We start from the raw sequence: 17,342 nt of genomic DNA on the forward strand, positions 1-17,342 counted from the left end.
CCGTGCCGTCGCCGGCACGCGGCTACTGTACGCGAGCGCGCGCGGCCCCGGCTCAGCCGCCGGCGGCGTCGGCCAGGTAGTCGTCCTTGAGCCGCACGTAGTGCTGCGCGCTGTAGTACAGCGCCTCGATCTGCGCCTCGTCCAGGCGGCGCACGAAGCGCGCCGGATTGCCCAGCCACAGCTCGCCCTCGCCGACCACCTTGCCGGGCGAGACCAGCGCGCCGGCGCCGACGAAGCCGTGCTTCTTCACCACCGCGCCGTCCATCACCACCGCGCCCATGCCGATCAGGCAGGCGTCCTCGATCCGGCAGGCATGGATGATCGCCTTGTGGCCGATGGTGACGTCCTCGCCGATCACGGTGGCGAAGCCGCCGTCCTTCAGGTGCGGGCCGTCGTGGCTGACGTGGATCACCACCCCGTCCTGCACGTTGCTGCGCGCGCCGATGCGGATGTAGTTGACGTCGCCGCGGATCACGGTCATCGGCCAGATCGACACGTCGTCGCCCAGCACCACGTCGCCGATCACCTCGGCCGACGGGTCGACGTAGACGCGCTGGCCCAGTTCGGGCAGGCGGCCGCGATGGGGCCGCAGGCGGGTAGGCATCGGAGTCATGGCGCACATTGTAGGGCCTGCGCCCGCGCGGCCCCGTCTACACTGCGTTCCATGCTGCCCGCTGCGGACACCCCGCCCGCCGACCTCGCGCCCACGCTCGCGCGGCTGCGCGGCGCCTGGCAGGCACAGGTGCCCGGCCTGGCCCAGCGCCGCGCCGACCTGCAGCGTCTGCGCGATGCCCTGAAGCGGCGCCTGCCGGAGATGGCCGACGCGATCGCCGCCGATTTCGGCCACCGCTCGCGACACGAGTCGCTGGTGGCGGACGGCATGACCGTGCTGACCGAACTCGACCACCTGCGCCGCCATCTGCGCCGGTGGATGCGGCCGCGCCGCGTGCGTACCGGCTGGCGCTTCTGGCCGGCGCGTGCGGAACTGCGCCACGCGCCGCTGGGGGTGGTGGGCGTGATCGCGCCCTGGAACTACCCGGTCAACCTCGCGCTGATCCCGCTCGCCACCGCGATCGCGGCCGGCAACCACGTGTACCTAAAACCCTCGGAACACACCCCGCGCAGCGCGCAGTTCCTGCGCGCGCTGCTGGCCGACGTGTTTCCCGCCGACCGGGTGTCGGTGGCGACCGGCGGTGCCGACATCGCGTCGGCCTTCTCCGCGCTGCCGTTCGACCACCTCGTGTTCACTGGCTCGACCGCGGTCGGCCGCAAGGTGATGGCGGCGGCCGCGGCCAACCTCACCCCGCTCACCCTGGAGCTCGGCGGCAAGTCGCCGGCGATCGTGTGCGCGGATGCGGCGGTGGAACGCGTGGCCGCGCGGCTGGCGACCGGCAAGTGGTTCAACGCCGGGCAGACCTGCATCGCGCCCGACTACGTGCTGGTGGTGGGCGATGACGCGCGTCGCGACGCGCTGGTGGCGGCGCTGCGGGCCGAGGTCGCGGNGCGGCGCGCTACGGCGACCTCGGCACCGCCGGGGACTACACCCGCATCATCAACGACGCCCGGTTCGCGCGCCTGCAGGCGCACCTCGACGACGCGCGCGGGCGCGGGCTCGCGGTGCTGCCCCTGGCTGCCACCCACGACCGCGCGCGGCGCGTGTTCGCGCCGACCCTGGTGCTCGATCCCGGCGACGACGCCACCGTGATGCAGGAGGAGATCTTCGGCCCGATCCTGCCGATCCGGCGCGTGGCCACGCTGGAGGCCGCGATCACCGAGGTCAACGCGCGCGACCGGCCGCTGGCGCTGTATCCCTTCAGCAACGAGCGCGCCAGCATCGAGGCGATCCTGCGCGGCACCCTGGCCGGCGGCATCACCGTCAACGACACCCTGGTGCACTTCGGCATCAACGCACTGCCCTTCGGCGGCGTCGGCGCCAGTGGCATGGGGGCCTACCACGGCCGCGCGGGGTTCGACGCGATGGGCAAGCAGCTGCCGATCCTGTGGCAGCCGCGACTCGCGGCCAGCGACCTGCTCAGGCCGCCCTATGCGAAGGTCGCCCGCCTCATCGACGTCCTCGTGCGCTGAGCCATGACCGAGCCGCCGCCCGGCGACCTGACCGACGACGAGCAGCGGCTGCGGCGGACGCTGCCGCGCCCGCCGCCGCTGCAGGACGTCGCCACCACCGGGGTGTGGATCGCGGAATGGCGCGCCGAGCACGGTCCGCGCCCCGGCACCGCGCTGCACCGCTGGCTCGAGCCGCGGCATCCGGGCTGGTCGCGGCTGGTCGCCTGCCAGGGCCGCACCGACGTGGTGTCCGCGATCAAGGCCGCGACCTGGTTCGCGCGCGACGGCAAGGCCAGCCCGGTCCTGCACCTGGAGGCGGACTGCGATGCGGAAGGCCTGATCGGACCCGGCCGCGACGGCGCCGCCGAACGCATCGGCTGGCACGAGCTGGCGCCGCACCTCGCGCGGCTCAACCTCGCCACCCGCTGCAACCTGGTGCTGGTCTGCACCGCCGGCGCGGGGGTCGCGGCACAGCTGGCGGCCGCGACCGGCCAACGCGTTCCCTGCGTGGCGGTGATCGCGCCGGCCAGCGCCATCGCGCCGGCGCCCGCGCAGTGGCTGATCTCCATCCAGCGCCTGTACCGCTGCTGGCAGGCCGGCCAGCCGGGGCTGGAGGAGGCCTCGGTCTCGCTGGCGCCGATGCGGCTGGAGGCGACCTCGATGCCGGCCTGCGTGTACCGGCACCTGATCGCCCACCTGCTGCTTGCGACCCGTGCGGACCGGCAGACGTCGGACCCGCGCGGCGCGGCCACCGCCATCGCCCCGCTGCGCGGCGCCGTGCCCGAGACCCTGCCGGATCTCCAGGCACGCTGGCAGGCCCTCCCGCGGCAACTGCAGCGGCACTGGCGTTCGCTGTTCATGGCCGATCTCTACCCCGCCAACCTGGTGCGCTTCGACTTCGACGCCCGCACCGCAGCCTGGCGCATCCTGCAGGCGCGCGGTCTGGCCTGAGGCACGGGCCAGGGGCGCCGGGGGCGCCGCCGGCCGCGGAGGGATCAAGGCGAGGGCGGCGCGGTCGATAACGGGCCCGAGCCGCCCCTTCCCGCCGACCCCCATGACCATCCCCGTGCCCCGCCGCCGGCGAGGCCCCCGCCCCGCACTCCGGACGCCTGCCCCGCGCCGGCTCGCCGGACTGTGCCTGCTGTGCGTGCTGGCGCCCGCCGCGGGCGCGCAGGACACCCCGGACCTGGCGACGCTGTCGCTCGAAGAACTGCTCGACGTCGAGATCGTCACCGCGTCGCGCTTCCAGCAGAGCGTGGCCCAGGCGCCTTCGGTGGTCCAGGTGATCGGCGCGGACGAGATCCGCCGCCATGGCTGGCGCACGCTGGCCGAGGCGCTCGACAGCCTGCCCGGGCTGTTCCTGAGCGACACCGGCCTGTACACCTACCTCGGCACGCGCGGGCTGCTGCGGGCCGGCGACTACAACACCCGCTTCCTGGTGCTGGTCAACGGCCAGCGGATCAACGATGCGGTCTACAGCCAGGGGCCGGTGGGGGCCGAGTTTCCGGTCGACATGGCGCTGGTGGAACGGATCGAGTACGCACCCGGCCCGGGCTCGGCGGTGTACGGCTCGAACGCCTTCTTCGGCGTGATCAACGTGCTCACCCGCGATGCGCAGAGCGTCGGCGACGGTCAGCTGCGCGCGGTCGCCGGCAACTTCGGCAGCAGCGGCGTGCAGGTTACGCTGCCGGTGAACGGCGGCGGGGGATCGACCCTGCTGTCGGCGCGCCAGTTCCATCGCAGTGGACGCGATCTGTTCGTGCCCGAGTTCGCCGACGGCCCGTCGCGCGGACTGGCGGCCGGACACGACGACGAGCGCGTGCGCCAGCTGTTCGTGCGCCACGTGCAGGGCGGCCTGGCGCTGCAGCTGTTCGCCGGCGACCGCCGCAGGGAGGATCCGGTGGCACCGTACCTGCAGACCTTCGGCGCGCCGGGCGGACAGGTGCAGGACCGCTGGATCGGCTTCGGGGCGCACTACGGCGTGCGGCTCGGCGAGGCCACCGAGGCCAGCGCGCGCCTGGAGGTGAACGACTTCCGCTACGTCGGCGACTACGTCTACGGCGACGCGGACGAGCTGTACCTCAACCGCGACGTCGCCTCGGGCCGTTCGTTCTCGCTCGGCGGCCAGCTCGTGTCCCGGCTGGGCCCGCGCTACACGGTCGTCGCGGGTGCCGAGGTGCAACTGGACCGCTCGATCGAACAGCGCAACTTCGACCTCGCGCCGCCGGCCAGCTACCTCGACTCGCGCCAGGACATGGCCAGCTGGGGCGTGTTCGTGGACAACGAGGTCCGGCTGGGCGGCCACTGGAACTTCAGCGGCGGCCTGCGCGTCGACCGCAGCGACCTCGGCACGGTGCGGCTCAGCCCGCGCATGGCGCTGGTCATGTCGCGCCCGGACGACGGCGTGTTCAAGCTGATCGTCGGCCAGTCCTACCGCTCGCCTAATGCCTACGAGCGCTACTACCAGGTCGAGTCCGAGGAAGGCTCGCAGCTCGCGAATCCATCGCTCGGCGCCGAGCACGTGCGCAGCGCCGAGGTGTTCTACGGGGTCGGCCTGTCGGCGCACAGCCGCGCCGAACTGAGCGTGTACCACTATCGGCTGCGCGACCTGATCACGCTGGTGCCGGTCGACGACGCATCGCTGATGCTGACCAACGCCGGCAGCGCCGCCTCCCGCGGCGCGGAACTGGCGTATGCGTACCAGCCGCCGTCGGGCGTCTCGCTGCGCGCCAGCTATGCCTACGCCGACGTCAGCGATTCGGAAACCGAGCGGCCGCTCAACGCACCGCGCGGCATCGCCCGGATCTCCGGCTACTGGCCGCTGGCCGCGGACTGGGGCCTGGCGATGAGCGCCCAGCGCATGGGCCGGCGCGCGAGCCGGGCGGCGATGGCGCCCGCCTACAGCATGGTCAACGCCAACCTGCACTGGCGGCCGGTCGCACTGCCGGTCTCGTTGGCCCTGGGCGTGCGCAACCTGCTGGACGAACGGACGTTCGACCCGGTCGGCCCGGAGTTCACCCAGGACCTGTTCGAACGCAGCGGCCGGCACTACCTGCTCGAGGCGACATGGCGGTTCTAGGCCCCCGACGATCGCTGCTGCACGGCGCGGCGCTGGCCATGGGCCTGGGGCTCGGGCTGGGCGCGGCGGGCGCCTGCCGCGCCCAGGTGGACGAGCACGCGCTCAAGGCCGCGTTCGTCTACAACATCGCCGCGTTCACGCAGTGGGAGGCCCCGGCGTCGGAGGCGCTCACCATCTGCCTGCAGGTCGACGCCCAGCTCGAAGCGGCGATCGCCGGCCTCGCCGGGCGGCAACTGGCGGGCCGACCGGTCAAGGTGCGCTGGGCCAGCCCGGTGACCGGCTGCGACGTGCTGGTGCACGACGTGGACACGCCGGTGCTCGCGGCCGCGGGCACCCTGGTGATCTGCGATGCCTGCCGCCTGCCGGACGGCGCCAGCGCCGTCGCCCTGGTCCGCGAGGGCAACCGGATCCGCTTCGACATCGATCCGGCGCGCGCGCGGGATCGCGGCATCACCCTGAGCAGCCAGCTGATGAAGCTGGCCCGGCACGTGCTGTGAGCGCGAGCGCGCTGAAGGCGGGTTCCCCGGACCTGCGGATGAACAGGCTGGGCGCCGCGCTGGTGCTGCTGCTCGCCGGCGGCGTGCTGATGCTCATCCAGTGGGTGGGCATCCGCGCCGAATACGTCGCCGACGCGGAGGCCCAGGCGCGGGTGATCGCCTCGAGCAGCGCCGCGGCGGTCATGTTCCGCGATGCCGCCGGCGCCGCCGACACGCTGGCGCCGCTGGCGTCGGTGCCGATGGTGCGCCGGGCCCGGATCCTCGACGACCGCGCGGCGACGATCGCGCGCTACCCGGAGGTCGACCGCGACCGCGGCCCGGACAGGGACGACGGCGCCGACTGCCGCCCGGGCTGCACCTGGGTCAGCGCCCCGGTGCAGCTGCATGGACGCCGGGTGGGGGTGGTGCAGCTGCAGATCGACATGGCCCGCGCGCATGCGCGCCTGTGGGGCCTGCTGCTGGCCTTCTGCATCGCCGCGCTGATCGCCTATGCGCTGGCCTACCCGCTGATGCGGCGCATGCGCGAGCGCGCGCACGGCGCGGAAGCGCAGTTGCGCTACCTCGCCCACTTCGATCCGGTCACCGGGCTGCACAACCGCAATGCCTTCAACGTGCAGCTGGAGGACGCCCGCTCGCGTGGCGAACGCATGGCGCTCATCCAGATCGACCTGGACCGTTTCAAGGACGTCAACGACAAGCTCGGCCACCAGGGTGGCGACCAGTTGCTGCGGCAGGTGGCCGCGCGCCTGGCCGAGACCCTGGGCGAGGGCCAGCACCTGTTCCGGCTCGGCGGCGACGAATTCGCCGTGGTGCTGCTGGAAGCGCGGCGCATCGCCCAGGTGCGCGGCACCGCGGAAGCGATCCTGGCGCGGTTCGCCGCGCCGTTCGTGGTGGACGGCGTGACCCTGAGCATCACCGCCAGCGCCGGGACCAGCCTGTGGCCGGACGACGCCGACCGCCTGGATACCCTGGCCGCGAACGCCGACATGGCCATGTACTGCGCCAAGCGCGAGGGCCGCAACCGCGTGACCACGTTCGAACCGCGGCTGCGGGAGGCGCAGCTGGCGCGGATCGGCATCCGCGACGCGCTGGGCCTGGCGATCGCCGCCGGCCAGCTGGAGCTGCACTACCAGCCGCAGGTCTGCGCCCGCAGCGGGCAGCTGCAGGGGGCCGAAGCCCTGCTGCGCTGGACGCATCCGGAACTGGGCACGGTGCCGCCGTCGATGTTCATCCCGATCGCCGAGGAAGGCAGGCTCATCATCGACCTCGGGCGATGGGTGGTCGCCGAAGCCTGCCGCCAGGTCGCGGCCTGGCACGAGGCCGGCCACGGATACGTGCGCCTGGCGGTCAATCTTTCCGTGCGCCAGACCCGCGACGAGGCCCTGCCGGCGTTCATCGACGAGATCCTGCGCGCCACGGCGGTGCCGGCGCGCTGCCTGGAACTGGAAGTCACCGAAAGCGTGCTGATGGAAGACACCGACCTGGCAGTCTCGCAACTGGCGCGGCTGCGCGCGCGCGGCCTGCAGCTGTCGATCGACGATTTCGGCACCGGGTATTCCTCGATGGCCTACCTGCGCCGGCTGCCGATCGACAAGCTCAAGATCGACATGGCCTTCGTGCAGGCCGTGCCGGGCGAGGGGGAAGCGATCGCCAGCGCGATCCTGGCGATGGCGGACGCGTTCGGACTGCAGGTGGTGGCCGAGGGTGTGGAGACGCCGGCGCAGCGGGACTTCTTCCGCGATGCCGGTTGCCAGCACCTGCAGGGCTATCTGTTCGGGCGCGCGGTGCCGGCCGCCGAGTTCGCGACGACGTGGCTGGCCGCACCCGCCGCAGCCGGGGCCCGCGCCGGGAGCCGCGCGCCCGTCGCCGTGCAAACGCTTCCAGGCTGACCCGCAGTCGCCGGGGTTCGGCGACCCCGCCGATGACGGTTTCAAGACACCGCGCAGGCGGCCGTTACCGGAGGCGAACCACTCCCGATCGCCCCGCCATGTCCGTTCCGTGCGTCACCACCGTGCCATCGACACCCGGCTCCGGCCGCGGGACGGCACCGCGCGCGCGGGACGTCGACCGGCAGCCGCGGCCGTGACTCCCTGCGTGCCCGAGCGGCAATCCCCGCCGCGCTCCGCCTCCCCGGCCGAACTGCAGCCGGACCGGATCTGGATCCGCAACCTGCTCGACGCGTCCGACGAGGCGATCTACTTCAAGGATCTCGACAGCCGCTTCCTGCGCGTCAGCCTCGGCCTGGCCAACCTGCACGGGCTGACCCAGGCGCACATGTGCGGCATGACCGACGCCGACCTGTTCGCCGATGCGCACGCGGCCGAGGCGCTCGCCGACGAACAGGCGATCCTGCGCACCGGCGTCGCGATCCTCGACAAGGAGGAGTGCGAGGATTTCGACGACCGCCCGGTGCGCTGGGTGTCGACCAGCAAGTTCCCGCTGCGCGACCTCGACGGCACGATCATCGGCACCTTCGGCGTGTCGCACGACATCACCCGGCGGGTGCTGGCCGAGCAGGAGATGGTGCGCCTGGCGGAGGCCTCGGCCGAGGCCAGCGCGCGGCTGGCGCAGGTCGAAGCGCAGCTGCGCTCGGTGCTCAACGGTTCGGCCGACGCTATCGCGCAATACGCGCCGGACCTGACCTACCGCTACATGAATCCCGCCGGCGAACGCCTGCGCGGACGGTCGCTCGACCAGCTGGTCGGGCGTACCGACCGCGAGGTGGGCCCCGCGCACGAGGCGGCCGATTCCTGGGAAGCGGCGCTGCGGCAGGTGCTCGAGACCGGCCGCCAGGGCGAACACGAGTTCTGCATGGCGCTGCCCGGCGGCAAGCGCGGCTGGTTCCACACCACGCTCTCGCCCGAGACCGAAGGGTCCGGCGCCGTCGTCGGCGTGCTGACCTCCACCCGCGACGTCACCGCGAACAAGGAAGCCGAACTCGCGCTGGCCCACCAGGCCATGCACGACCCGGTGACCGGTGTGGCCAACCGCTACCTGCTGATGGACCGCCTGGACCAGGCGCTGCTGCGGCTGGAACGGATGCGCGGGCAGGTGATGCTGACCTTCATCGACCTGGACCACTTCAAGTCGGTCAACGACACCTACGGCCACGACGTCGGCGACGAGGTGCTGGTGGAACTGGCGCAGCGGCTGTCCGTCCTGACGCGGCGCGAGGACACTGTCGCCCGGCTGGGCGGCGACGAGTTCGTGGTGCTGTGCGAACACGTGACCCGCGACGAGGACGTGCGCGCGGTCGCCGCGATCCTGGTCGAGGCGATGGCCGAACCCTTCTGCGTCGGCGACGGGCTGCAGGTGCGCCTGTCGGCGAGCATCGGCGTGGCCGTGACCTCGGACGCCTCGATGCGCGCCTGCGACCTGCTGCGCAACGCCGACAGCGCCATGTACCGGATCAAGCAGCAGGGCCGCAACGGCTTCCATGTCTTCGATCCCGCGGCCGACGCCGGCACCAGCGGCGCGGTGCAGCTCGAAGCGGACCTGCAGCATGCCCTGGGCCGCGACGAATTCGCGCTGGTCTACCAGCCGCTGCTGTCGCTGGCAGACCAGCGCGTGATCGGCTTCGAAGCGCTGCTGCGCTGGCGGCATCCGGCGCGCGGCACGCTCGCCCCGGCCGAGTTCCTGTGCGCGGCGGAGCGCATGGGCCTGATGGGGCGGATCGGCGACTGGGTGCTCGACACCGCCTGCAGCCGCCTCGCGGCCTGGTCCTCCGGCAGCGGACAGCGTGCGGGCGCGCAGCCGCTGAGCATGGCGGTCAACATCTCGGGCAGCCAGCTGCGCGCGCCCGGCTTCGCTGATCGCGTGCGCGCCGCGCTGGCCGCACACGCGGTTGCACCGGCCTCGCTGCGGCTGGAGATCAGCGAACGCGAACTGATCCACGACGACCCGCGCGTGACCGGCGCGCTGGCCGAACTGGGCGAGGTCGGCGTGCAGCTGGTGGTGGACGATTTCGGGGCCTCGGTGACCTCGCTGTCGCGACTGCCGCGGATCCCGGTGAGCGTGGTCAAGCTCGCGCGCTTCGCCGACCTGCACCAGCGCGGCATCGTCGCGGCGGTGATCGCGACCGCGCACGGCCTGGACATGAGCGTGGTCGGCGGCGGCATCGAGGACGCCGCGCAGCTGGCCGAACTCAAGGCCATGGCCTGCGACGATGGCCAAGGCTTCCTGCTCGGCCGCCCGCTGGACGAATCGGCGGCCGAGGCGTTGTTGCACGGCGGTCGCGGGGCGGGGGCTATCGGCGCCGCAGGGGTCACGCTGACGGCCTGAGCGAGGCTGGCGCGGATCGCGGGCGGCGGCCGCCTCGGGGAACTCGCCCACACTGGCTTCGCGCAGCAAGCTGCCCGACGGCGACATCCCGCGTCGCGGCCCTCAGTGCGCGCCCGGCCCGCCGCCGCACGCGGCAGGCACGACCACCGCACGCCAGCGCCCTGTCCGACACGCGTCACGCACGCGGCGCGCATCGTCGCGGTTCCGTCCATGCCCGGTCCGCGGTAGAGTCCGGGCGCGCCCGTCGGTTGCAGTGGCTCGCTGCCGCGACACACGCGTGCACGGCGCACAGCGCGACATCGACCGTGCGACGCGCCGGCAGGTTCGGGAGCGGACATCGGGCCGACACGCCGCATCTCCGCCAACGGACCCCAACGCGCCCATGAAGATCGCCAGCTGGAACGTCAACTCGCTCAACGTGCGCCTGCCGCACCTGGAACAGTGGCTGCGCGACGCGGCGCCGGACGTGGTCGGGCTGCAGGAAACCAAGCTGGAGGACGCGAAGTTCCCCGACACCGCGCTGGCCGGGTTCGGCTACCGCAGCGTGTTCCACGGCCAGAAGACCTACAACGGCGTGGCGATCCTCGCGCGCGAACGCGCGATCGAGGACGTGCAGGCGGGCATCCCCGGCTTCGAGGACGACCAGAAGCGGGTGATCGCCGCCACCGTCGGCGACGTGCGCATCGTCAACCTGTACGTGGTCAACGGCCAGGACGTGGGCACCGACAAGTACGCCTACAAGCTGCGCTGGCTGGACGCGGTGCACGCCTGGCTGGCGGACGAACTGCAGCGGCATCCGAAGCTGGTGGTGCTGGGCGATTTCAACATCGCGCCCGACGCGCGCGACGTGCACGATCCGGAGGTCTGGAACGAGGCCCACATCCTCACCTCCACCGCCGAACGCGACGCACTGCGCCGGCTGCAGGCGCTGGGCCTGCACGATGCGTTCCGCCTGCACAGCGACGAGGCCGGCGTGTTCAGCTGGTGGGACTACCGCCAGGCCGCGTTCCGCCGCAACCTGGGCCTGCGCATCGACCTGACCCTGGTCTCGGACGCGCTGCGGCCCCGGGCCGCCGCCTCCGGCATCGACCGCGAACCGCGCACCTGGGACCGCCCGAGCGACCATGCGCCGGCGTGGGTGACGCTCGCCGGTTGAGGCATCCGCGTAGCCCGGATAAGCGCAGCGCATCCGGGGCCCTCATCGCACCCCGCCGGAACGGCGTGGGTCACCTCACCCCGCACGCCAATGCGGTCATGTGTCGCATTTGCCCGGTTTTTCTTGCGCCTGGCGCATTGGCGTTCGCGGCGGCCGCCGCGGTCCCGGATGCGCTGCGCTTATCCGGGCTACGCACCGAGCGTCCGTGTCCGGCATCGAAGCCAGGGGACCGGCCACGCACCACGCCCGGGCCTGGGCGGACCTGCCAGGTCGAGTGCCGACCGCCAACGCACGCGCCGGGGCACGATGGCCCGGGCTCGGCCATCGGCTTACTCGGCTTCCGCTGCAGCCCTGGCGGCGGCTTCGATGGCCGCGTCTGCGGCCTCCACATACCGCTCCAGCCGCCGTTCGAAGCAGTGCCGCCCGGCCGGATGCAGCCAGGCATCGTCGTAGGTGGGCTCGGCCTGGCGGACCTGGATGCGGCTGTCGGTGGCGAAGTCCGCGCACAGGCGGTAGCGACGCCGGTCGATCGCCTCGAAGACGTAGGGCGCGCCACTGGCGGGGTCGACCGTCGCGAGCCCGCGTCCGGCAGCCGACAGCGCACCGAGGTCGCGCGGCAGGGCATCGTGCAGCTTCGCGTGCGCGTCGATCGCCGTTTCGATGCGCCGCAGGTCCGCGACCCGTCTCGCATCGAGCTTCGAGGCGCGCTGCGCCGCCGGCGAACCGATCACCACGATCGCGGTGATCACCGTTGCCGCGATCACCACCGCCGCCAGGATCACCAGCCCGCGTCCCACGTTCGCACCGCTCACGATTCGTGCTCCTCGCGACGCAGGTCGACCAGGTAGTAGCCGAAGATCGTGCCGGCGATCGCGCCGACCACGCCGACCTTCAGCAGGAACCGCAGGCTCGCCTCGCCGCCGAGCACGTTGTACACCAGCACGATCAGGTCGCCGATCAGCGCGCCGGCGGCGATGAACAGCGTCAGGTAGGTCAGCCAGCGGCGTACCGGCGAAAGCCGCTTGACCGGGTGCCGCGCCAGGTCCATGCCGATGTGGCGCGCGAGGAAGGCGAACACCGGGAACGCGATCGCCAGGGTCGCGATCGACCAGCGCATCGATTGCCCGAGCGTGCGCACGCGGTACTCCGGATCGGCCGCATCGGGGAAGGCGTGGTTGACCAGGTCGAACAGCAGGCTGCCCAGGTGCCAGGCCGTGAGATAGAGCGTCGAGAACAGCAGCAGGTACAGGAACGCCTCGCGTGCCGACAGGTGGGCGCGCGGCCTGGGCACGGGCACGGGAAACGCCACGTCGGCGTACGCCGCGAGTGCGCCGCGCACCTGGTCCGCCGTCCAGCCGGCGGCGACCAGCACCGACTCGACCTGCTGCCGGGACGCGCCCGCGGCGAGCGCGTCGCGCACGAAGCGCTCGAGTTCCTGCGTTGCCGCGGCCATGGCCTGCGCTCCCTTGTGCGGTCCGGCCGCCACCGTGGAGACACCGCCCACGAGAGTCAAGCCGGATCGGCGGAGTCGAAGCCGGCACGCCAGCGCGGCCACTCCTGCGTCCCCGCTGGGAACGGATCCCCGCTACGCGATCAGCAGCGTCGACATCTCGAACAACATCGACGGCCAGCTGTCGTGGGCGCCGGGCAATGCTCCGACCACCGCGGTCATCACCGACCAGGACACGCAGTCGGGCGAGGGCTACTACCGGGTGGTGGTGTCCGACAGCGTCGCCAACTGCACGTTCCCCTGCGACCCGCGCATCAAGAACGTCTGACCCACCCCGGCTGCGCCACGGCGACGCGTAACGTCGTGGCGCATGCCGCTCCATCGAACCTGCGCAGGTTCCTGGACGCAGGACACGTGCAGCCGGATGCCTCGACCCCGGATCGCAGCGGGGGCGACCTTTCTCAGCCCGCGTCGCGCACCGTCAGCGTGCCCGGCGGATGCGTCCCCAGCTCCAGGCTCATCGCCAGCAGGTCGCCCGACAGTTCTTCCTGGTAGAAGTCGTTGGACAGCACGCGGAACACCTCGTCCGGCGTGGTCGCCGCGGCCAGCGATTCGGTCAGGCCGAAGGCGACGATCGGATCGCGGTCGATCGCATCGAGCTTGTCCTGCCCGTACTCGCCCTGCAGGCGGACGATGTAGTCGCGCGCATCCTCGCGGATCCGCATCAGGTCGGCCTCGGTGAATTCCAGCCGCACGTGCTGGCCGCCGTCGAAGCTGCCGTAGGAGGACTCTGGACTGGCGATGTCGCGGGTGTAGGCGTCGCTGATGTAGGCCGACAGCGCCGGGTCGTAGTTCGCCAGCACCATGCCGTAGCGGGTGGTGCCGGGCACCGGCTGGCCGGCGGCATCGCTGGTCCAGGTGACCTGGCTGTAGTGGTTGTCGCCGACCTGGTAGCTGCTGGTGTTCTCGCTGGTGCCGTCGGCCCAGCGCGTGGACACGATCTCCAGCTCGCTGCTGTTGATCTCCGTGCCCCAGCCGAAGCCGCCGATCTCCAGCCCGAAGCGCGCCGCATGGTCGGCCGCGAGCACCTCGGTGGTGCCGGCCTGCAGCACGCCCGGCGGCGACCACTGCGGCATCTGCCCGCCGCTCATGAAGGCCTGGTAGGCGGCCTGGCCTTCCTCGGTGCGCAGGTCCAGGCGCGCGACCGACATCTCGCGCTGTTCCAGGCTGCGGTCGGAACTGAGCCCGATTGCGGCGATGCCGCGGTAGCCCAGGCCGACGAACATCTCGTTCTCCACCGTCTCCACGTCGCCGGCGACGATCTCGAACGTGTTGGCGTCGATCCGGCGCACGCCGAACCCCTGGCCGGAGAGGTCGGTGCTGGTGCCGTTGACGTGCAGCAGCTTGTAGTTGGCCTCGAAGTGGCTGCCGGTGAGCGTCTGCCCGCGCATCAGGGTGCCGGTGCCGATCGGCATCGACATAGGATCGAGCGGGTTGGGCGCGGCGGACAGGTCGCCGTCGGCGATGCGCGCGCCCTGCTCCGGGGTCACCACCGCCTCGTAGCTGACGCGGGTGCCGGCGAACTGCTCGTAGCTGCCCGAGACCGGGATCGGCAGGCCCTTGACCACGTTGCGCAGCAAGGGCGAGTTGTCGACCATGTTGCGCAGTTCGGGGAACGCGTCGAAACGCTCGGCGATGCGGCTGCCCCATTCGTAGTACTTGTTGAGCGGCGTGCGCCCCACCGCCGCGGTGGCCGTGCCCTGCATCTGCACTTCCATCTCGAAGGTCTGGGTCTGGCGGAAGTCCATGCCGGTCTGCACCCCGGACAGGTCCACCTGGCCCACCAGGGTGAGGTCGACGCCGCCGCGCACCGGCAGCGGCAGCGTCGCGGCGCCGGCCACGGGCGTCTCGAAGCGCACCTGCTGGCCGGGGTTGATCGCCCACGCGAGCACGCCGTCGGGCGCCAGCGCCAGCACCTCGTAGCCGGCCTGCACCTGCGCCGGTGTGGCGTCGGCCGGCAGGTCGATGCCGAGCGCCCCGAGCGCGGTGCGCACCTGGGTGATGTCGAGCCGGGTGACATCGGTCGACGGTCCGTCGCCGTTGCGCAGGTAGGCCGGCACCGTGGTGGGGCTGGAGGTGGCCTCGTCGACGATCCGGCGCAGCTGCTGCACATGCGGATCGCTGTCGAACGCACTGCGCGCCTCGCCGTACTCGAACGAGCGGGTGGCGCCATTGAGGCCGTCGTAATCCGACAGCTGCGGCTCGAGCCGGTCGAGCGCGGCCTGCGCCTGCGCGGCGCGACGCTCGTTGAACGTCTCCACGCGCGATTCGTAGATCGAGCGGCGGTCCTCGTCGGGGAAGCCGGTGGGGATGTCAGACCAGGTCGGCAGCGGGAGGTCGTGGATCGCCTCCACCGCCTCGGCGGGCGTCTGCGCAGTGGCGAAGGTGAGCGGTTCGGCCGCCGGCGTCTCCGGGCCCGCGGGCGCCTCGGGCGCCGGTGCGGGCGCTTCGACCTGCGCCGCCTGGTGGCTGCTGCGGATCGCCTGCTGGTCCTCCGGCGGCAGGCGATGGTAGGTACTCGAATCGATGCCGTAGATCTCGGACACGGGGCGACGCTCCGCGGGAGGGATGGCACGGACCTTAGCCCCGGGGTCGCGCCCGCGGTATCCGGTGCGACCCTAGGTCGGCTTCCCCGTCGCTGGCCGCCTGCCGGAGCCCGGCAAGGCCGAGAGATTGGAATACCTCGTCATCGTCCGGCTGCGCCCCGGCAAGGCGCCGCCTCAGGGCCGCGCGAACGCCGCGAACCCGGCGACGAACTCGCGCAGCTGGCCCGCCACCCGGTCGTCGACCAGCCTGCCGTCCGCGTCGAACACCGTGCCGGCGCGCGAGACCATCAGCCGCCCTCCGAACCAGACCCGTGCGCGCAGGGTGCGCAGCACCGGCCACCAGGCGTCCTGGGCCAGCACCGTGCCGAACCCCCCGGGCGAGGCGCCGATCACGGCGAACGGCCGGTCGCCGAACACCGCGGGGATGTCCGCGCCCGGGCGCGAGAGCCAGTCGATCGCGTTCTTGAACACGCCGGGGATGCCGTTGTTGTACTCCGGCGTCGCCAGCAGCACGCCGTCGGCGGCGCGCACGCGGTCCTTCAGCGCCTGCACCGCCGGCGGCGGCCCCGACGCGGCTTCGGCATCGCCGTCGTAGAGCGGAATGCCATGCAGGGTGGCGACCTCCAGCGTGGCGCCCTCGGGCACCATCGCGGCGGCGGCACGCAGCAGCGCGGTATTGAACGAACCGGATCGCAGGCTTCCGGAGATGCCGAGCAGCTGGGTCATGGGCGGGACTCGTGGGACCGGACACCATGCTAGCGCCCGCGACGCGTCGAACGCGGGCGCCGCCGTTCGTCGACCGCAGACACCACCACACTCAGGCAGCCCATGGGCAGGATCATCGTCGAACAGATCGTCAGCGCCGACGGCTATGCCGCCGGGCCGGACGGCGGCATCGGGTTCTTCGGCTCGTCGGGCGACCTCGCCGACCCGGAGATGGAGGACGAGCAGATGCGCATGCTGGACACGGTCGGCGCGATCGTGCTCGGGCGCACCACCTACGCGATGTTCGAGGCCTACTGGCCCGACACGTCGCCGCAGGCCGAGCGCGTCGCGACGCCCATCAACGCGCTGCCCAAGTACGTGGTGTCCTCGACCCTGACGAGCGCGCCCTGGGGCAGCCGCGGCGACCAGGCCCGGATTCTTCAAGGCGATGGTGTCGCGTCGCTGCGCGCACTGCGCAACCACAGTGCGGGTGACCTGATCGTCTGGGGCAGCCTCACCCTGACCGACGCGCTGCTGCGCGCGGGCGAGGTGGACGTGCTGCGCCTGCGCATGCTGCCGGTACTGATCGGCGCCGGCCGTTCGTTCGCGCCACCGGATCTCGGGCAACGCCCGCTGATCCTCGATCGCGCACGGACGTTCGCGTGCGGCGCCCAGCTGCTGGTCTGGCGCTTCGCCTGAGCCGGGGGCCCAGACGCAACGATGCCCGGCGGCGCCGGGCATCGCGTTCGTCAGGACGGGTGACCGACCAGCGTCAGTCCCTGGCCTTGCCGATGATCTCGCCGGTATCGGGATCCATGCGGATCTCGACCTGCTTGCCGGCCTGGTCGTCGGCCTCGGCCTTCCACACGCCGTCGTCGAACTCCACGTCGTGCACGTTGGTGTACCCGGCCGCCGCCAGCTTGGCCTCGACGTCGGACTGGCCGAGTTTCGCGACCTGCTCGTCGGGGTAGATGTCGCCGGTATCCGGATTGATCGACAGGTCCACCCGGTTGCCGTCCGCGCTGCGCGCGTCCGCGGTCCACACCCCGTCCTCGAACTCGACGTCGTTGACGTTGGTATAGCCCTGGGCCTCGAGCTTGGCGCGCACCTCGGCGGCCGTCAGCGCATCCTGGGCCAGCACGGTACCGGCGGCGGCCACCAGCGCCAGCGCGAGCAGGGCCTTGCGGCCATTGCGGATCGAGTGCATCACGGACTCCTGTTGCTTGATCGTGTCGGGAGCCCGATCGTGGCGAGCCGGCGTGCAAGCCGCCGTGAACCAGGCAACGCCGACCGGCTGCGGTTCAAGCTTGCGAAGATCGCGCGAAAGATGCAGTTGGCGGAACCCCCGGCTCAAGTGGCGCGAGCCGTCAGAATGGAATCCAGTGCGGATTCGCCTCATCGCGATGCAGCGGCCCGCGTCGCAGCGCAGGGGACAGGTCGCCAGGCTCATTGCCTGGCGCTTCGCCCGCCTGCGATGCAACCGGACGGGGCCCGACGAGACCGG

Annotated in this window: 14 protein-coding genes and 1 pseudogene; 9 read left to right on the forward strand and 6 right to left on the reverse strand. The window is 72.2% G+C overall.

The features are described 5' to 3' along the window. Positions 1–52 precede the first annotated feature (52 nt). Positions 53–613: a gamma carbonic anhydrase family protein gene (locus QFW81_RS04905; protein WP_280577475.1), complete on the reverse strand. Its 561-nt coding sequence runs from the start codon at positions 611–613 to the stop codon at positions 53–55. Between the two features lie 51 nt (positions 614–664). Between QFW81_RS04905 and QFW81_RS04910 the strand changes: the two are divergent. From QFW81_RS04910 to xth, 7 genes and pseudogenes are all read left to right on the forward strand, one after another. Further along, positions 665–2,085: pseudogene (locus QFW81_RS04910) on the forward strand (aldehyde dehydrogenase family protein). A 3-nt stretch (positions 2,086–2,088) separates the two neighbouring features. Then, the gene (locus QFW81_RS04915; protein WP_280577476.1) at positions 2,089–3,015 is read left to right on the forward strand and encodes a hypothetical protein; all 927 of its coding nucleotides are present in this window, start codon (positions 2,089–2,091) and stop codon (positions 3,013–3,015) included. Between the two features lie 196 nt (positions 3,016–3,211). Further along, positions 3,212–5,143, forward strand: coding sequence for a TonB-dependent receptor plug domain-containing protein (locus QFW81_RS04920; RefSeq protein WP_280577477.1), 1,932 nt, complete (start codon positions 3,212–3,214; stop codon positions 5,141–5,143). Then, complete coding sequence (locus QFW81_RS04925; protein ID WP_280577478.1) at positions 5,131–5,640, forward strand: YfiR family protein; 510 nt, start codon at positions 5,131–5,133, stop codon at positions 5,638–5,640. Before QFW81_RS04920 ends, QFW81_RS04925 begins: the two co-directional genes overlap by 13 nt. Positions 5,641–5,678: 38 nt before the next feature. After that, a complete protein-coding gene (locus QFW81_RS04930; protein WP_280577479.1) occupies positions 5,679–7,529 on the forward strand; it encodes a putative bifunctional diguanylate cyclase/phosphodiesterase in 1,851 nt (616 codons plus the stop codon). Between the two features lie 205 nt (positions 7,530–7,734). Then, a complete protein-coding gene (locus tag QFW81_RS04935; protein ID WP_280577480.1) occupies positions 7,735–9,921 on the forward strand; it encodes a putative bifunctional diguanylate cyclase/phosphodiesterase in 2,187 nt (728 codons plus the stop codon). Positions 9,922–10,303: 382 nt separating this feature from the next. Then, on the forward strand, positions 10,304–11,077 hold the full coding sequence (xth, locus tag QFW81_RS04940; protein ID WP_280577481.1) for an exodeoxyribonuclease III: 774 nt from the start codon (positions 10,304–10,306) through the stop codon (positions 11,075–11,077). Positions 11,078–11,406: 329 nt separating this feature from the next. Here xth and QFW81_RS04945 read toward each other — a convergent pair whose 3' ends face one another. Together QFW81_RS04945 and QFW81_RS04950 are read right to left on the reverse strand one after the other, a co-directional pair. Further along, positions 11,407–11,889: a hypothetical protein gene (locus QFW81_RS04945; protein WP_280577482.1), complete on the reverse strand. Its 483-nt coding sequence runs from the start codon at positions 11,887–11,889 to the stop codon at positions 11,407–11,409. After that, positions 11,886–12,530 (reverse strand): DUF5671 domain-containing protein, encoded by a 645-nt coding sequence (locus QFW81_RS04950; RefSeq protein WP_280577483.1) that lies wholly within the window; start codon positions 12,528–12,530, stop codon positions 11,886–11,888. The genes QFW81_RS04945 and QFW81_RS04950 overlap by 4 nt, the downstream gene beginning before the upstream one ends. A gap of 34 nt (positions 12,531–12,564) precedes the next feature. Between QFW81_RS04950 and QFW81_RS04955 the strand changes: the two genes are divergently transcribed. Next, on the forward strand, positions 12,565–12,855 hold the full coding sequence (locus QFW81_RS04955) for a hypothetical protein (RefSeq protein ID WP_280577484.1): 291 nt from the start codon (positions 12,565–12,567) through the stop codon (positions 12,853–12,855). Positions 12,856–12,988: 133 nt separating this feature from the next. Here QFW81_RS04955 and QFW81_RS04960 read toward each other — a convergent pair whose 3' ends face one another. Both QFW81_RS04960 and QFW81_RS04965 read right to left on the reverse strand, forming a co-directional pair. Then, entirely contained in the window at positions 12,989–15,133 is a 2,145-nt protein-coding gene (locus tag QFW81_RS04960) for a hypothetical protein (RefSeq protein WP_280577485.1), read from the reverse strand. A gap of 174 nt (positions 15,134–15,307) precedes the next feature. Continuing rightward, a complete protein-coding gene (locus tag QFW81_RS04965) occupies positions 15,308–15,859 on the reverse strand; it encodes an NADPH-dependent FMN reductase (protein ID WP_280577486.1) in 552 nt (183 codons plus the stop codon). 102 nt (positions 15,860–15,961) lie between these two features. Here QFW81_RS04965 and QFW81_RS04970 point away from each other — a divergent pair, with 102 nt between their 5' ends. Further along, positions 15,962–16,537, forward strand: coding sequence for a dihydrofolate reductase family protein (locus tag QFW81_RS04970; protein ID WP_280577487.1), 576 nt, complete (start codon positions 15,962–15,964; stop codon positions 16,535–16,537). 73 nt (positions 16,538–16,610) lie between these two features. On the opposite strand, the gene QFW81_RS04975 is transcribed toward QFW81_RS04970, so the two are convergent. Further along, complete coding sequence (locus QFW81_RS04975) at positions 16,611–17,045, reverse strand: PepSY domain-containing protein (RefSeq protein ID WP_280577488.1); 435 nt, start codon at positions 17,043–17,045, stop codon at positions 16,611–16,613. Positions 17,046–17,342: the final 297 nt, after the last annotated feature.

The organism is Luteimonas kalidii (assembly GCF_029887935.1).
Taxonomy (GTDB): Bacteria; Pseudomonadota; Gammaproteobacteria; order Xanthomonadales; family Xanthomonadaceae; genus Luteimonas; species Luteimonas kalidii.

Excerpts from the sequence above, each read along its gene's own strand:
- QFW81_RS04905 (WP_280577475.1), bottom strand. The coding sequence starts at position 613 with ATGACTCCGATGCCTACCCGCCTGCGGCCCCATCGCGGCCGCCTGCCC.
- QFW81_RS04965 (WP_280577486.1), bottom strand. The coding sequence starts at position 15,859 with ATGACCCAGCTGCTCGGCATCTCCGGAAGCCTGCGATCCGGTTCGTTC.
- QFW81_RS04930 (WP_280577479.1), top strand. The coding sequence starts at position 5,679 with ATGAACAGGCTGGGCGCCGCGCTGGTGCTGCTGCTCGCCGGCGGCGTG.
- QFW81_RS04970 (WP_280577487.1), top strand. The coding sequence starts at position 15,962 with ATGGGCAGGATCATCGTCGAACAGATCGTCAGCGCCGACGGCTATGCC.
- QFW81_RS04975 (WP_280577488.1), bottom strand. The coding sequence starts at position 17,045 with ATGCACTCGATCCGCAATGGCCGCAAGGCCCTGCTCGCGCTGGCGCTG.
- QFW81_RS04915 (WP_280577476.1), top strand. The coding sequence starts at position 2,089 with ATGACCGAGCCGCCGCCCGGCGACCTGACCGACGACGAGCAGCGGCTG.
- QFW81_RS04950 (WP_280577483.1), bottom strand. The coding sequence starts at position 12,530 with ATGGCCGCGGCAACGCAGGAACTCGAGCGCTTCGTGCGCGACGCGCTC.
- QFW81_RS04925 (WP_280577478.1), top strand. The coding sequence starts at position 5,131 with ATGGCGGTTCTAGGCCCCCGACGATCGCTGCTGCACGGCGCGGCGCTG.
- xth (WP_280577481.1), top strand. The coding sequence starts at position 10,304 with ATGAAGATCGCCAGCTGGAACGTCAACTCGCTCAACGTGCGCCTGCCG.